The sequence below is a fragment of the Enterobacter cloacae complex sp. Mu1197 genome (genome assembly GCF_040059225.1).
Classification (GTDB): domain Bacteria; phylum Pseudomonadota; class Gammaproteobacteria; order Enterobacterales; family Enterobacteriaceae; genus Enterobacter; species Enterobacter quasiroggenkampii.
In genome coordinates this window covers 533025-548416 of the sequence record NZ_CP157375.1, presented here as the reverse complement: position 1 = coordinate 548416, position 15392 = coordinate 533025, and the positions used below count along the sequence as shown (strand labels likewise).

Here is a 15392-nt window from a genome sequence, read left to right as displayed (position 1 = left end):
TCATTGCCTAACAATCTGTGGACTGGTGAATACTACCAGTTAGATCAACTAGGCACCATAACTCAACCAACTTCGTCTACCTATACCTCGTTAGCTTATCTGTTTCAGGCTTGATACTCATCTCGCTTTCGTTTACAACGGACACACTAATACACTGAGTTTATTGCAATTCCTCCCCATCTTTAATGTCGTTTCTGCTGATTCTCCTCTACAATTGAATCGCCACGGGTTTAACAGACACCTCAGAGCATGATGAGTATCCTTTCTAGGGTTCTTTGTGGGTACAAACTTTATCGAACCGGGATATACTCTCAGATGTACACACCTCAGTAAGTTGATGTAGATTGAATCAGGTTGACTTTAGTCGAGTGAAAAAATGAGTAAAGCCTTGTATGGCGCGGATTTCAGATACAAAAAAAGCCACCCTTAGGCAGCTAATTATTGCATCACTTGGTGCCGAAGGCCGGACTCGAACCGGCACGTATTTCTACGGTTGATTTTGAATCAACTGCGTCTACCGATTTCGCCACTTCGGCACTGAAGGGGATGCGTAAACGTTGTGGATTATACCTGTCGCGCGCCGCCATGCAAGCGACGACGCGCTAAACCCGCGCTAAGTGCCCAAAAAACCAGCGCCCTTTGTCACTCCAGCTCAGACACCGCCAGCCGAATCACCCTCGCCGCCTTCTGCTCCGGCAGCGCAAGCACCTTCGCCCACATCTCCTGCACCATATCGCAGGAGAGCTTCTCTTTGCCCGCCGCCTTCTCCGGCATCTGCAGCAGCTGGATGTCCTCGCCGTACTTATCGGCTAGTTGCTTCATAATCGGTCGCACGTCTTCGACGGCCGCCTCGCGTTCGGCGGGGGTCACGGTGTGGCGATTTTTGCCGTAGGCCGCGCGCATCATGTCGGCGTCGGCCTGCATGCGCCGCGTCATCAGGTCTTTATCCAGCATGCGCATCGGGTTCACGCCGCCCTTTACCATCGGGTAGAGGAAGCGGAAGCAGGCGTCGTCGCTCACCTTCTGGATGGCGGCGGTCTGCTCCATATTGATGGTCATGTAGTTCACCACGTTGGCGTCCGGGGCGTTTTGCAGGCGCGACATCTGCAAATGCAGGATCTGCGGCTGGATGGTGTCGATGATGTGCTGCTCCGGCTCGCCCGCTTTTTGCAGGGCGGCCATCTGGTCGAGGATGCGCTGATGCAGCGCGGGCTCCTGCTCCTTAATCACCTGCCAGGCGGGCATCGCGTTGAGGGTGGTATCAATCTGGTGTTCGGGGGCACGCTGCTTATCGAAGAATACCCAGAACGCCACGGCGGCGGCCGCGACGACGACAATCACAATACGGGTCCACGTTTTATTCATCTCGCATCCTTATCCTTTCGCTATGCCGGTTTACACCGGCACGCCGCTGTGGAAGCGAAACTCGTTGTCCGGTGTCGAGATAAGTGTGGCTTCAATTTCGCCAAAAAGCTTTATACGCGGTGAGATATCGTCGTCGCTCACCTGCCGGGCAAGCGTCAGGTAGTCCTGATAGTGGCGCGCTTCCGAGCGCAGCAGCGAGAGATAGAACTTCTGCAGGTCGTCGTCGAGGAACGGTGCCAGCGCGGCGAAGCGTTCGCAGGAGCGGGCTTCGATGTAGGCGCCGCAGATGAGCTTGTCGATCAGCGTCAGCGGTTCGTGGGTGCGCACTTCTTTTAGCATCCCTTTGGCGTACCGGCTGGCGGTGATTTTGACGTACGGAATATCGCGGGCCACCATCGCCTCGCGCACCTGCCAGAAGTGGTGCAGCTCCTCTTTGATCAGCAGCACCATGCTGTCGATCAGCGCCTGGCCCCACGGGTCGTCGGTTTTGGGCATTACGCTTTTGCCAATCTGCCTGTGCAGGGCGATGAAGTCCGGCTCCGGGCCGTCGCGGAAGGTGAACTGTTCGTAGGGTTTGAGCCAGTCGAGCAGCGCGTCGGCACCGCTTTCATCGGCGACGTATTTACGCACCAGCAGCAGCGCGGTCTGGGCGGCCTTGAGCTCGCACACCATGTGGTCGGTGAGCAGCAGCGGCAGGTTCGCCGGGTCGCGGGCTTTATCAATCCATGCTTGCGGGGTCGGGCACTGGAGGAAGTTGAGTACGGGGGCGAGTATCTGCGGGTAATCCATGGTTCTGCCTTGAAAAAGCGGTGGCGCGCGCCACCGCCTGAATCACTTAGTGACGCACGCCGTCGTCGTCTTCGTCGATGTAATCTTCGTCGTCACCTTCTTCGCCGTCTTCACCGTTCGGATCTTCGAAGTAGGTTCCCCAGCCGTCGTATTCCACGTCAAACTTCTCGGCCAGGTTCATCAGCTGTTCGACCTGCGCGTCGATCAGCTCCGCCTTCAGCGCGCCTTCGCTCAGGATGTCGCAGCAGATGACGGTGTCGCCCTCTTCCACTTCCAGCTCTTCCGGCTCGGTCACTTCGTAACCCAGCTTGAAGGCTTCCACGGCCATTTTTTCCAGCGCGTCGAAATCATCCGCAGAGAAATGGTGCTCGATGGTGTACAGCGCGTCCGGATCGCTACCGTCTTCCAGCAGCTCTTCAATAATCAGACGCGTCTCTTCGCGTTGCTCTTCCAGTAATTCCGGGTTTGCCATGGCTCAATCCTCTTTAAAGTGCGGCAGATACTTCTATTTTCACACACGGACGGGTTTGCCTCCACCTTTGTTGGAAAGATTTGTGAAACGGGGTTGCAAATGAATAATTAGACATATAAAGTGAATTTTAATTCAATAAGTGGCGTTCGCCATGTGAGGATAAAATGTCTGATCTGTACAAGAAACACTTTCTGAAATTGCTCGACTTTACCCCTGCACAGTTCACTTCTCTGCTGACCCTTGCCGCACAGCTCAAAGCCGATAAAAAAAATGGCAAGGAAGTACAGAAGCTTACTGGCAAAAACATCGCGCTCATCTTCGAAAAAGACTCGACCCGTACCCGTTGCTCTTTCGAAGTTGCCGCATTTGACCAGGGCGCGCGCGTTACCTATTTAGGGCCGAGCGGCAGCCAGATTGGGCATAAAGAGTCAATTAAAGACACCGCGCGCGTTCTCGGGCGGATGTACGACGGCATTCAGTATCGCGGGCACGGCCAGGAAGTCGTCGAAACGCTGGCGCAGTATGCGGGCGTGCCAGTGTGGAACGGGCTGACCAACGAGTTCCACCCGACCCAGCTGCTGGCGGACCTGCTGACCATGCAGGAGCACCTGCCGGGCAAGGCGTTTAACGAGATGACGCTGGTCTACGCGGGCGACGCGCGCAACAACATGGGCAACTCGATGCTGGAAGCGGCGGCGCTGACCGGGCTGGATCTGCGCCTGGTGGCCCCGAAAGCCTGCTGGCCGGAAGAGAGCCTGGTGGCGGAGTGCAGCGCGCTGGCGGAGAAGCACGGCGGGAAAATCACCCTGACGGAAGACGTGGCGGCGGGCGTGAAGGGCGCAGACTTTATCTATACCGACGTGTGGGTGTCGATGGGCGAAGCCAAAGAGAAGTGGGCGGAGCGTATCGCGCTGCTGCGCGGGTATCAGGTGAACGCGCAGATGATGGCACTGACCGGCAACCCGGACGTGAAGTTCCTGCACTGTCTGCCGGCGTTCCATGACGACCAGACCACACTCGGCAAGCAGATGGCGAAGGAGTTCGACCTGCACGGCGGGATGGAAGTGACGGACGAGGTGTTTGAATCGGCGGCGAGCATCGTGTTCGACCAGGCTGAAAACCGGATGCATACGATTAAGGCGGTGATGGTGGCGACGCTTGGGGAGTGATCCTTTCTCCCACTTTATTGATTCGGTGCGCTCTTCTTGCCGGGTGGCGCTGCGCTTACCCGGCCTACAAAACCCGTAGGCCCGTGCAAGCGTAGCGCCGCCGGGCGGATCAGGCCAGCTCCATTTCATTGATTTTTCACCCCGAAAAAGGTACGTTTTCGCCTCAATTCCAGCGTGGACATACCAGCATTATGCCGATTATTCAGTCTGTTGAACGTGCGTTGCAGATCCTCGACCTGTTCAACGAGCAGGCCACCGAGCTTAAGATCACCGACATCAGCAAACTGATGGGGCTGAGCAAGAGTACCCTCCACTCGCTGCTTAAAACCCTGCAGCTTCATGGCTATATCGATCAGAACCCGGAGAACGGCAAATATCGCCTCGGCATGAAGCTGGTCGAGCGCGGCCATTTTGTCGTGGGCTCCATCGATATTCGTCAGAAGGCGAAAGGCTGGCTGACGGAGCTGTCTCAGCGGACCGGGCAGACCACCCATCTGGGTATCCTGGACGGGCGTGAAGGGGTCTATATCGAGAAGATTGAAGGCAAGCTGGCCGCCATCGCCTATTCACGCATCGGCCGCCGCCTGCCGGTTCACGCCACCGCCATCGGCAAGGTGTTGATTGCCTGGCTGGGCGAGGCCGAGCTGAACGCCCTGCTTGAGGGCTATCAGTACACCACCTATACCCCTTCCACCCTCGCCTCTCGTGAAGCCTTAATGAGCGCCCTGGCGCAGACCCGCGAGCAGGGCTACGCCCTGGACAGCGAAGAGAACGAGCAGGGCGTGCGCTGCGTGGCGGTGCCGGTGTGGAACCACGAGTCCCGCGTGATTGCCGCCCTGAGCCTGTCGACGTTGACCTCGCGCGTGGACGACGCAGAGCTGGCTGATTTCCGCGAGCAGCTTCAGCAGGCCGGGCTCGCGCTGTCACGCGCGCTGGGCTACCCGGCCTGAGCCGTTAAACCGGCTCGTAGGTGAAGTAGTCGAAGTCCGCGTGGCAGCCGTCGCCGCTGATGTCCTCGCAGTGCAGCCCCACAAACGCGCCGGTGAAGAAGCCGCGCCCGCCGATGTAGTCATCCGACAGTTTCCACGCCTCATACGTTACCGGCACGGTGTGCCACGTCTCGCCGTCGAACGAGTAACTGTAGCGGTAGACCAGCGTATCCACGTCCACGCGCAGCCAGACGCTCTCCGCATGTTCCGGCACCGGAATGGGCTGCTCGTGCAGCGGCCACGACGGCACGTTGTGGTCGAGCTGGATCACCTTAATCGTTCTGCCCTGCCCCTCCTCGTAGTCCACAAAGCAGTAGCTCCAGTTTTTGCTGTTGTAGTAGCAGGTCAGCCCCGCGCTCTGCTGGAAGTGGACCGGCGAGAACTGCATCCGCGTCTCCGCCCGGAAGGCGAAGTGCTGCCAGCGGCGCGCCACGGTCGACTGGATAAAGGTCGAGTTGAGCGAGTCGTTGCCGTAGAGCCGTAAGTAGCCCGGGCGCGAGGTGAGCGAGCCGAGGGTGTCGTCGAACGGGATGCGCAGGGTCTGCAGCTCCGGGTCGAGCGAACTGGCGTCGAAATCCTCCCGCCAGATGCCCTGAACGGCTGCAGGCTGCTCCGCCACCTGCGGGCCTTTCACGGTCAGCTGCGCGTGCTTGCCGCCTTCCACGTACGGCCAGCCGTCGCGCCATTCAATGCGGGCGATACCGGTCTCGCGCCCCAGCGGGCAGTAGCCGCGCCCGCCGGAGGCCAGCAGCGGCACGCCGGGCAGGCGCAGCGGGCGGCTGGTGAGGTAGGCCATGTACCACTCCCCCGTGTGGGTCTGCAGCAGCGAGCCGTGGCCGCTCTTCTGCAGCGGGTTCTCCGGCAGGTGCCAGCTGGTCATCATCGTCACGTCCGGGTGCAGCTCGTACGGCCCGTCGATATTTTTGGAACGCAGCACCACGACGGCGTGCTCGTAGCTGGTGCCGCCTTCGGCCACCATCAGGTAGTACCATCCCGCGTGGCGATAAAGATGCGCCCCTTCGGTGTAGCAGAGCGGCGTGCCGGTAAACAGCGTTTTGCGTTCGGGCGAGAGCGTCCCGGTCTGCGGGTCAAACTCCTGCATCACGATGGTGTTGTACGGGTTGCTGTGATGGCGCGGCCCCCACGGTCGGTAGAGGTAGTATTTGCGGCCATCGTCGTCGTGGAACAGAGACGGGTCAAACCCGCCGTTGCCCATCGGGATCGGCTCGCTCCACGGCCCCTCGATGGACGGCGCGGTGACGAGGAAGTTGCGGCCGTTTTTCCACGGCGAGTCAACAATCTTCACGTCGGTGTAGAGCAGCCAGAATTTACCGTCGGCGTAGCTCAGGCACGGCGCCCAGATGCCGCCGGAGTCCGGGTTGCCCTTCATGTCCAGCATCGACACGCGGTCCAGCGGGGTGCTGACCAGCGACCAGTTTTTCAGATCGCGGGAGTGGTAGATGCGCACGCCCGGGAACCACTCGAAGGTCGAGGTGGCGATGTAGTAGTCCTCGCCCTGGCGGCACAGGGACGGGTCCGGGTTGAAGCCGGTGAGTATCGGGTTAGTGATTTCCATATTGCCTCCGGTTAATGGGATGCGGCTGTCGCGGCGTCGGGAACGGCTTCACCCTGCGCTGCGCGGTGCTTGATCAGCTGCTGGCTGATGGCCTCCACGCGGGCGTCGGTGAGCTTGTAGAACGACAGCATGATGAACATGCCCGCGTAGAGCACGACCGGCACCACGCAGAACAGAATTTTGATGGTGGTCAGCACCTCGACCGGCTGCACGCTGCTGCTGGCGGAGTAGTTCACGTACGCCAGGATCCAGCCCACCACCGCCCCGCCAATCGCCAGGCCAATCTTCAGGCTGAACAGGTAGGTGGAGAACACCAGGCCGTCGAGGCGGCGCCCGCTGCGGCTCTCTTCGTAATCCACCACGTCAGAGGCCATCAGCCACTGCAGCGGCGTGGTGGTGTTAAAGACGAACAGGAACAGGATGTTGAGGGCGAAAATCAGCGCGATATGTTCCGCCGGAGTGACGAAAATCAGCAGGCTGATCAGCGAGTAGGCGACGATGATCCACTTGAAGGCGGTGACGCGGTCGAAGCGCCCCAGCAGTCGGGAGGAGCAGAGCGAGCCAAACATGGTGGCGAGGCTGCCGTAGAGTAAGAACTGGGTCGCCATCTCCGGGTGATCCATCACGTATTTGACGAAGTAGAGCGTCGCCCCGCCGCGCACCACGTTGGAACAGGTCGCCATCATCTTGAACGCGCACATGATCCGCCACTGGCCGTTGCCGAGCAGCAGCTTGAGATCTTTCGCCACCGACGAGCCCGGCTGCACCTCAAAGGTGTAGCGCTCTTTGGTGGTGAAGAAGCAGACGTAGAGCAGCACCACGCCGGTCAGGCCCAGCACGCACATGGCGCCGAAATAGCCCACCTGCTCGTCCCCCTTGCCGATGATGCTCACCAGCGGCAGGGCAATGCCGCTGATGGCGAGCGATCCCGCCGCCGCCAGGAAGAAGCGCCAGGACTGCAGGGCGTGACGCTCTTTCGGGTCGGCGGTGATGACGCCGGGCATGGCGCAGTAGGGCACGTTAACGAAGGTGTAGACCAGGGTCAGAAGAATGTAGGTCACGCAGGCGTAGATGATTTTGCCCTGCGCGGAGAAGTCCGGCGTGTAGAAGGTCAGCACGCAGACAATGCCAAACGGGATGGCGCCCCACAGCAGGAACGGGCGGAACTGGCCGTGCCGCGTGCGGGTGCGGTCTACCAGCAGCCCCATCAGCGGGTCGGTCACGGCGTCGAGCACGCGGGAGATTAAAAACAGCGTTCCCATAATGCCCGCCGACAGGCCAAAGACGTCGGTGTAGAAGTAGGCCAGCAGGAACATGGTAGCCTGCCAGACGAAGCCGCAGGCGGTGTCACCCAGCCCGTAGCCAATTTTGTCTTTCATGGTTAATTGCGTCATCAGAATTACACCCTTATGTAGTGTGCTGAATTACAACATCGTGTTAATGGAGTGTAATGAGCTGTTCAATTAACCAGCAATGGTCATATCTTATTTCTGAATTACGTAATTTTGCTTTTGTGACGCCAACGATATATCACAACTTATTGTTTAAATTGATAAAATAAAGACAAGCAAAAGCCGTCCACGGAATATATTCCGTAGACGACAATCGCGTGAAAAATAATTAAAGTCCGAGTGCTTTTTTACCGGCGTTAATTACCTCGATAATTTTATCGGTGTCATAAATACAGCCTTTCCAGGTGCCGCCGCTGACCGACTGTAATGCTGCCCACAGGCGGGTGTCGTCCGGCAAAAAGTCGTGGGCGTGCAGGTCCGGGTGCGTCTGCCGCCGAGCCAGCTCGCGTGCGCCCTCCTCCGGCGTCAGTGGGATGTCCGCGGTGCCGATAAAATTCACGCTGCCTGTTAATGTCAGTCGGTCGACGGCTATCTCGATAATGTCGTTATCGCGCAGCTTGCCAATCGGCCCGCCCGCCAGCGCCTCCGGCGACACGTGGCCGAAGCAGGCGCCTGTCGACACGCCCGAGAAGCGCGCATCGGTGATTAACGACACCGTCTTGCCCCACGAGATATGCTTCAGCGCGGAGGTGAGCTGGTAGGTCTCTTCCATGCCGGTGCCGGACGGCCCGCCGCCGATCACCACCATGATATCGCCCTGCGCAATTTCTTCCCGCTTGATGGCCTTGATCGCCTGCGCTTCCGAGACAAACACCCGCGTCCGGCCGGTGTGGCGGTAAACGCCATCTTCACCGACGACCGACGGGTCGATCGCCGTGGCCTTGATCACCGATCCTTCCGGCGCGATGTTGCCCGTCGGGAAGCAAACCGTCGAGGTCAGCCCTTTCGCTTTCGCCTTCTCCGGCGGCAGGATCACGTCATCCGGATCCACGCCATCCTGCTCGCGCAGGCACTGGCGGAAGCGCGCACGGCGCTCGGACGCCTGCCACCAGTCGAGGTTTTCGCCGACTGTCTGGCCGGTCACGGTCATGGCGTCCAGATGCAGCAGGCCAAGATCGCGCAGGTGAAGCATCACCTCCGGCACGCCGCCCGCGAGGAAGGCGCGCACGGTTGGGTGATAGTCCGGGCCGTTGGGCAGCACGCTGACCAGGCGCGGCACCTTACGGTTGACGCGCGTCCAGTGCTCTACGTCCGGGATTGTGCACCCCGCCGCGTGGGCGATGGCCGGAATGTGCAGCAGTAAATTGGTGGAGCCGCCGAATGCCGCGTGGATCACCATGGCGTTTTCGATGGCTTTGTCGGTGAGGATATCGTGCGTGGTGATGCCCCGGTTATCCAGCTCGCTGACCGCCCGCGCCGACTGGCGGGCGATCTCCAGCCACACCGCCTGTCCGGACGGGGCCAGCGCGGAGTGCGGCAGCGCCAGACCCAGCGCCTCCGCGACCACCTGCGAGGTGCCCGCCGTGCCGAGGAACTGACATCCGCCGCCCGGCGAGGCGCAGGCGCGACAGCCCAGCTCAGCGGCCTCCTGCAGGGAGAGTTCGTGGTTGGCAAAGCGCGCGCCGATAGTCTGCACCTTACCCGCGTCTTCCCCCACGGTTGGCGGCAGCGTCGCCCCGCCCGGCACCAGAATGGTCGGCAGGTCGTGCATCGAGGCCAGGGCAATCATGGTGGCGGGCAGCCCTTTATCACAGGTGGCGACGCCAATCACCGCCCGGCGCGTCGGGAGAGAACGGATCAGGCGGCGAAACACGATTGCCGCGTCGTTGCGGTACGGCAGGGAGTCGAACATGCCGTGCGTGCCCTGAGAACGGCCGTCGCAGGGATCGCTGACGAAGGCCGCAAACGGGATCCCGCCGTTGCGGGTGATCTCCTTCGCCGCCGCCTGCATCTGCATGCCGATCTCCCAGTGCCCAGTGTGGTAGCCCAGCGCGACCGGGCGTCCGTCCCCGGCGCGAATGCCGCCCTGGGTGCCGATAATCAGCACCTCTTTGCCGGTCAGCTTGTTAGCATCCCAGCCCATCCCGGCGTTCTGCGTCATGCCGAACAGGTTGCCGCTGGGGGATTCCATCAGCATCTGCGGGGTCAGCGGCAGCGCGCCCTGCGGCCCCGCCGCGTGGGTGATCACCGCATAAAACGCATCGTCCTGCGGGGTGAAAATCTTCTCGATGGTCATGGTTATCGTCCGGCTCAGCAGAGCTTGAGCTGTTGCAGCAGGGTTTTCAGCTGCGCCTTGCGCGGCGCGTCCAGGGGTGACGCGGGCGGCAGCACGTGCGTGGAGATCGGGCGGCCGCAGAGCACAATCGCCTCTTTAATCACGTTCACAAACGGCGTATCCAGCTGATACATCTGCGGGATTTGCAGCAGGGTCTGATGATACTCAGCCGCTTTCGCCACGTCTTTATCTCGCCAGGCTTTCAGAAGATTCACCGACACCTGCGGAGCAAAGTTGACGCTCGCCGAAATCGCCCCGTCGCCGCCGAGCAGCAGGGTATTGAACAGATGATCGTCGTAGCCGCAGAGCACGGTGAAGTGCGGGTGAGCGGCTTTGACGGTATGGATCATGCTGCGCAGGTGGGCGACGGAGTCGATGGTGTCTTTGATGCCGATAATGTTGCTGCGCGAATCGGCCAGGGTTTTCACCAGCGCCGGGGTCAGATCCTGCCCGGTCAGCGCCGGGAAGTTATAAAGCATCACCGGTAGCGTGACGCTGTCAGCCACCTGCTCGAAATAGCGGATCAGGTTCGCTTCCGACACTTTCCAGTAGTAAGGGTTGATCACCACGATGCCGTCTGCCCCCGCCTGCTGCGCGTGTTGGCTGAGCGCAATGGTTTCCCGGGCGTTGGTGCCGCCGGTGCCGATCAAGACCGGTACGCGACGATCGACATGATCGATAGCAAATTGGGCAATGGTTTTACGCTCTTCGGCGCTAAGCTGGGAAAACTCGCCGCCGCTGCCCAGGAAGAACAGGCCGTCAACGCCTGCCGCGATCAGATCGTCGATCAGCGCGGCGGTGCCCTGCTTATCGAGCTGGCCATCGGCGGTAAAGATGGTGGAGACAGGGGGAATGATTCCCGTGAACAACGCGGACTGCGGCATAAGATCTCCTTGTTGAATCATTTTGTTCTATATTATAGAACAGCGTTCGTTAAATTAACGATCATACTATGACGCAGGAAAAGCGCAGGTAAATGAGAGATGCAGAGGGAGTGCGGGAAATTTAAGCTGGATCACATATTGTCCCCCCCTCACCCCGGCCCTCTCCCCTGTGGGGAGAGGGTTAGGGTGAGGGGTAAGGGTTACTCTACAAGCATCTTCACCACAACTTTCCTGACCTTAGCAGGCGCACCCACCGCGCACAGCGGCTTGTGCACCTCACCCGGCCAGAACACCACAAAATCCCCTTCGCTCAGCACCACGGTTTTCTCCTGCCCGCCTTCCGGCAGGAAGGCGATGTCTTTGTCCGCCAGCCAGTCAGTGTCCGGCGTGCCGGGCGGCAGGGTGCTGAAGGTCATCCCTTCCTGTCCCTTCATCACAATCTGAATATCCAGATAGCGCGCGTGGTACTCGGCGCGACGCTCGGCGAACGGCTGGGTTGTATCTTCAGAGACCAGATAAAACAGGCTGTTGCCGTTGATGTCGTGCTTGCCGAGCGGCGTGGCGTCGGTGACGTGGGCTTTAACGTGCTCAATGGCCTGTCGCAGTTCGTCAGGTAGCCAGGAGTGCAGATGGTGGATGTTGCCGATAATCATCAGAAAACCCTCGATATAAAACAACGTTTCATTTTTATCTTTTATACGAGAATCCTGGCTGCCATACCAGCGCTTTTTAGACGGGTTTTGCGCGAACGCATGTTTATCGGGAATGGTGTTAATTTGCTGTTAAGCCCTCGCAGGCATTTATGCAGCCATTATGCATATCTTCAGTTCTTCGTTATCACGGCCTTGCGCTAACTTACTGATCGTCATGCCTTAACAACAAAACTCGCTACAGCTTCACATTTTATCACTTTGATAATTTGCTATTAAATTCAATAAATATTTATTGATTTTCCTTAAGCCAAAAATAGTTAATTAGCAATATTGCATAGCCATTCCCCGCCACCTTTAAACACAACTAAAATCAATGGCTTAACAAAATATTTCAAAGCATGAAATTCTACAAAACACTAACAACTGCAAATAATGACAACGGATAATGCTTAGCTATTCACCTCGCCAGAATAGACAATTAATCATTATCTGATGCGAATCATGCTAATGAAAACAAACCGCATAATATCCATTTTCGCGTGAGCAATATCACAATACGGATTATTTAACTGCCTAGTATGAATCACGAAATCAATTGAGCTTAGCCGCCATGAAATTAAATACATGACATGGCGCATGCCCTTTTTATTCTGAAAAACAGTTAAAGGAATAATTATGGAAAAGCATTACGTCGGTTCTGAAATTGGTCAATTGCGTAGCGTTATGCTGCACCGCCCAAATTTAAGTCTGAAACGCTTAACGCCATCGAATTGCCAGGAGCTGCTTTTCGATGACGTGCTCTCGGTTGAGCGGGCGGGTGAGGAGCATGACATCTTCGCAAACACGCTGCGCGAGCAGGGTGTGGAAGTCCTGCTGTTGACCGACCTTCTGACACAAACCCTTGATATTGCAGAGGCGAAAGCCTGGCTGCTGGAGACGCAAATCTCTGACTATCGCCTCGGCCCTACCTTTGCTGGCGACGTCCGCGGCTGGCTGGCGGATATGCCGCACCGCGAACTGGCGCGCAGGCTGAGCGGCGGATTAACCTACGGTGAAATTCCGGCGGCCATTAAAAATATGGTGGTGGATACCCACACGGCGAATGATTTTATTATGAAGCCGCTGCCAAACCATTTATTTACCCGCGATACCTCCTGCTGGATCTATAACGGCGTCTCTATTAACCCAATGGCCAAACCGGCGCGTCAGCGTGAAACCAATAACCTGCGGGCAATATATCGCTGGCACCCGGCGTTCGCCGACGGCGATTTTATTAAGTATTTCGGCGACGAGAATATTAATTACGACCACGCCACTTTAGAAGGCGGTGACGTATTAGTGATTGGCCGCGGCGCGGTATTGATCGGCATGTCCGAACGCACAACGCCGCAGGGCGTGGAGTTCCTCGCCAACAGTCTGTTCAAACACCGTCAGGCCGAGCGCGTGATTGCCGTTGAGCTGCCAAAACACCGCTCCTGCATGCACCTCGACACCGTCATGACCCACATCGACGTGGATACCTTCTCCGTCTACCCGGAAGTGGTGCGCAAAGACGCCCAGTGCTGGACGCTCACACCGGACGGACGCGGCGGCCTGCTGCGCACGCAGGAAACCGACCTGCTGCACGCCATCGAGAAAGCGCTCGGCATTAACCAGGTACGTCTGATCACCACCGGCGGCGACGCCTTTGAGGCCGAACGCGAGCAGTGGAACGACGCCAATAACGTGCTGACCATCCGCCCCGGCGTGGTGATCGGCTACGAGCGCAACGTCTGGACCAACGAGAAGTACGACAAAGCGGGTATCACCGTGCTGCCCATCCCGGGCGACGAACTCGGACGCGGCCGCGGCGGCGCGCGCTGCATGAGCTGCCCGCTGGAACGCGACGGAATTTAAAGGAGCCATCATGGAACGAAAACCCACTCTGGTTGTGGCCCTGGGCGGCAACGCGCTGCTCAAGCGCGGCGAGCCGCTGGAAGCGGAGATCCAGCGCCAGAACATCGAGCAGGCCGCCCGCACCATCGCCGGGCTGACGGCTCAGTGGCGCGTGGTGCTGGTACACGGCAACGGGCCGCAGGTCGGGCTGCTGGCGCTGCAGAACAGCGCCTACGACAAAGTCACACCCTACCCGCTGGACGTTCTCGGCGCCGAAAGCCAGGGAATGATCGGCTACATGCTCCAGCAGGCGCTGAAAAACAGCCTGCCGCAGCGCGAGGTGAGCGTTCTGCTCACCCAGGTGGAAGTGGACGCCGCCGACCCAGCCTTCAGCAACCCGACCAAGTACATCGGCCCGGTCTACAGCGAAGCCCAGGCAAAAACGCTGGCGGCGGAGAAAGGCTGGGTGTTTAAGGCCGACGGCAGCTACGTCCGCCGCGTGGTGCCGTCACCGCAGCCGAAGCGCATCGTCGAGAGCGACGCCATCACGGCGCTGATCCAGCGCGACCACCTGGTGATCTGCAACGGCGGCGGCGGCGTACCGGTGGTGGAACACGCCAACGGCTATCGCGGGATCGAGGCGGTGATCGACAAAGACCTCTCCGCCGCCCTGCTGGCGAGGCAGATCGAGGCCGATGCCCTGCTGATCCTGACCGATGCCGACGCGGTATACCTCGATTGGGGCAAACCGACTCAGCGTCCGCTGGCGCAGGTGACGCCGGAACTGCTCAGGGGCATGCAGTTCGACGCCGGATCGATGGGGCCGAAAGTGGCCGCCTGCCGCGAGTTCGTTGAAGCCTGCAACGGCATTGCCGGGATCGGCGCGCTGGCCGACGGCGCGGAGATCCTCGCGGGCGAGAAAGGCACGTTGATTCGTAACTGAACACTCATTTTAAAAAGGATTTAGCCATGACCATCAACCTGAAAAACCGCAACTTCCTGAAACTGCTGGACTACACCCCGGCGGAGATCCAGTACCTGATCGACCTCGCCATTGAGCTCAAGGCCGCCAAAAAAGCCGGGCGCGAGAAGCAAACCCTGGTCGGGAAAAACATCGCCCTGATCTTTGAAAAAACCTCCACCCGCACCCGCTGCGCCTTCGAAGTGGGCGCGTTCGATCAGGGCGCGCAGGTCACCTATCTCGGCCCAAGCGGATCGCAGATTGGCCATAAAGAGTCGATGAAAGACACCGCCCGCGTGCTGGGCCGGATGTACGACGGCATCGAATACCGCGGCTATGGTCAGGCCATCGTCGAAGAGCTGGGCGAGTATGCGGGCGTGCCGGTGTGGAACGGCCTGACCGACGAGTTCCACCCAACGCAAATCCTTGCCGACCTGATGACCATGCTGGAGCACTCCCCGGGCAAAACCCTGCCGGAGCTGAGCTTTGCCTATCTCGGCGACGCGCGCAACAACATGGGCAACTCCCTGATGGTGGGCGCGGCCAAGATGGGGATGGATATCCGCCTCGTCGCGCCGAAATCCTTCTGGCCGGAAGCGGGGCTGGTTGAGCAGTGCCGCGCCATCGCCAAAGAGACGGGCGCGCGCATCACCCTCACCGACGACGTGGAAGAAGGCGTGCAGGGGACCGACTTCCTCTACACCGACGTGTGGGTCTCCATGGGCGAGCCGAAGGAAGCCTGGGCCGAGCGCGTCAGCCTGATGAAGCCGTATCAGATTAACGCCCAGGTGATGAAGGCCACCGGCAACCCGAACGTCAAGTTCATGCACTGCCTGCCGGCGTTCCACAACGAGCACACCAAAGTGGGCCGCGAGATCGAGATGGCGTACGGGCTGAAGGGGCTGGAGGTGACGGAAGAGGTCTTCGAATCACCAAACTCCATCGTCTTCGACGAGGCAGAGAACCGCATGCACACCATTAAAGCGGTCATGGTGGCGACACTCGGCGACTAATCACCGCCCGGCGCGCCGC

General features: G+C 59.3%; 14 protein-coding genes and 1 tRNA gene. 6 read left to right on the top strand and 9 right to left on the bottom strand.

The window, feature by feature from the left end:
• Positions 1–451: 451 nt before the first annotated feature.
• From ABFV38_RS02575 to rraB, 4 genes are all read right to left on the bottom strand, one after another.
• A tRNA-Leu gene (locus tag ABFV38_RS02575) sits at positions 452–536 on the bottom strand.
• 106 nt (positions 537–642) lie between these two features.
• The gene (locus tag ABFV38_RS02570) at positions 643–1365 is read right to left on the bottom strand and encodes a topoisomerase II (protein ID WP_181367894.1); all 723 of its coding nucleotides are present in this window, start codon (positions 1363–1365) and stop codon (positions 643–645) included.
• 30 nt (positions 1366–1395) lie between these two features.
• The gene (gene miaE, locus ABFV38_RS02565) at positions 1396–2154 is read right to left on the bottom strand and encodes a tRNA isopentenyl-2-thiomethyl-A-37 hydroxylase MiaE (protein ID WP_325848679.1); all 759 of its coding nucleotides are present in this window, start codon (positions 2152–2154) and stop codon (positions 1396–1398) included.
• 46 nt (positions 2155–2200) lie between these two features.
• Positions 2201–2626: a ribonuclease E inhibitor RraB gene (gene rraB / locus ABFV38_RS02560; RefSeq protein ID WP_023324077.1), complete on the bottom strand. Its 426-nt coding sequence runs from the start codon at positions 2624–2626 to the stop codon at positions 2201–2203.
• Positions 2627–2746: 120 nt separating this feature from the next.
• Here rraB and ABFV38_RS02555 point away from each other — a divergent pair, with 120 nt between their 5' ends.
• From ABFV38_RS02555 to xynR, 3 genes are all read left to right on the top strand, one after another.
• The gene (locus tag ABFV38_RS02555) at positions 2747–2821 is read left to right on the top strand and encodes a hypothetical protein (protein WP_231103407.1); all 75 of its coding nucleotides are present in this window, start codon (positions 2747–2749) and stop codon (positions 2819–2821) included.
• Positions 2791–3795, top strand: a complete 1005-nt coding sequence (gene argF / locus ABFV38_RS02550) for an ornithine carbamoyltransferase (protein ID WP_010427327.1) — start codon at positions 2791–2793, stop codon at positions 3793–3795. The genes ABFV38_RS02555 and argF (ABFV38_RS02550) overlap by 31 nt, the downstream gene beginning before the upstream one ends.
• Positions 3796–3986: 191 nt before the next feature.
• Positions 3987–4745 (top strand): DNA-binding transcriptional repressor XynR, encoded by a 759-nt coding sequence (gene xynR / locus ABFV38_RS02545; protein ID WP_348958385.1) that lies wholly within the window; start codon positions 3987–3989, stop codon positions 4743–4745.
• Between the two features lie 4 nt (positions 4746–4749).
• Here xynR and ABFV38_RS02540 read toward each other — a convergent pair whose 3' ends face one another.
• The 5 genes from ABFV38_RS02540 to ABFV38_RS02520 form a co-directional block, all read right to left on the bottom strand.
• Complete coding sequence (locus ABFV38_RS02540; RefSeq protein WP_348958383.1) at positions 4750–6360, bottom strand: glycoside hydrolase family 43 protein; 1611 nt, start codon at positions 6358–6360, stop codon at positions 4750–4752.
• A gap of 11 nt (positions 6361–6371) precedes the next feature.
• The gene (locus ABFV38_RS02535; RefSeq protein ID WP_023293405.1) at positions 6372–7754 is read right to left on the bottom strand and encodes an MFS transporter; all 1383 of its coding nucleotides are present in this window, start codon (positions 7752–7754) and stop codon (positions 6372–6374) included.
• A gap of 226 nt (positions 7755–7980) precedes the next feature.
• Positions 7981–9948, bottom strand: a complete 1968-nt coding sequence (gene yagF / locus ABFV38_RS02530; protein WP_348958381.1) for a xylonate dehydratase YagF — start codon at positions 9946–9948, stop codon at positions 7981–7983.
• A gap of 14 nt (positions 9949–9962) precedes the next feature.
• A complete protein-coding gene (yagE, locus tag ABFV38_RS02525; protein WP_348958379.1) occupies positions 9963–10871 on the bottom strand; it encodes a 2-keto-3-deoxygluconate aldolase in 909 nt (302 codons plus the stop codon).
• A gap of 200 nt (positions 10872–11071) precedes the next feature.
• A complete protein-coding gene (locus ABFV38_RS02520) occupies positions 11072–11524 on the bottom strand; it encodes a YhcH/YjgK/YiaL family protein (protein WP_048225711.1) in 453 nt (150 codons plus the stop codon).
• 675 nt (positions 11525–12199) lie between these two features.
• Here ABFV38_RS02520 and arcA point away from each other — a divergent pair.
• The 3 genes from arcA to argF (ABFV38_RS02505) are packed head-to-tail and all read left to right on the top strand — an operon-like array spanning position 12200 to position 15373.
• A complete protein-coding gene (gene arcA, locus ABFV38_RS02515) occupies positions 12200–13420 on the top strand; it encodes an arginine deiminase (protein ID WP_008501384.1) in 1221 nt (406 codons plus the stop codon).
• A gap of 10 nt (positions 13421–13430) precedes the next feature.
• A complete protein-coding gene (gene arcC, locus ABFV38_RS02510; RefSeq protein ID WP_032661347.1) occupies positions 13431–14342 on the top strand; it encodes a carbamate kinase in 912 nt (303 codons plus the stop codon).
• 26 nt (positions 14343–14368) lie between these two features.
• The gene (gene argF, locus ABFV38_RS02505) at positions 14369–15373 is read left to right on the top strand and encodes an ornithine carbamoyltransferase (RefSeq protein WP_008501386.1); all 1005 of its coding nucleotides are present in this window, start codon (positions 14369–14371) and stop codon (positions 15371–15373) included.
• The last annotated feature ends 19 nt before the right edge of the window (positions 15374–15392 follow it).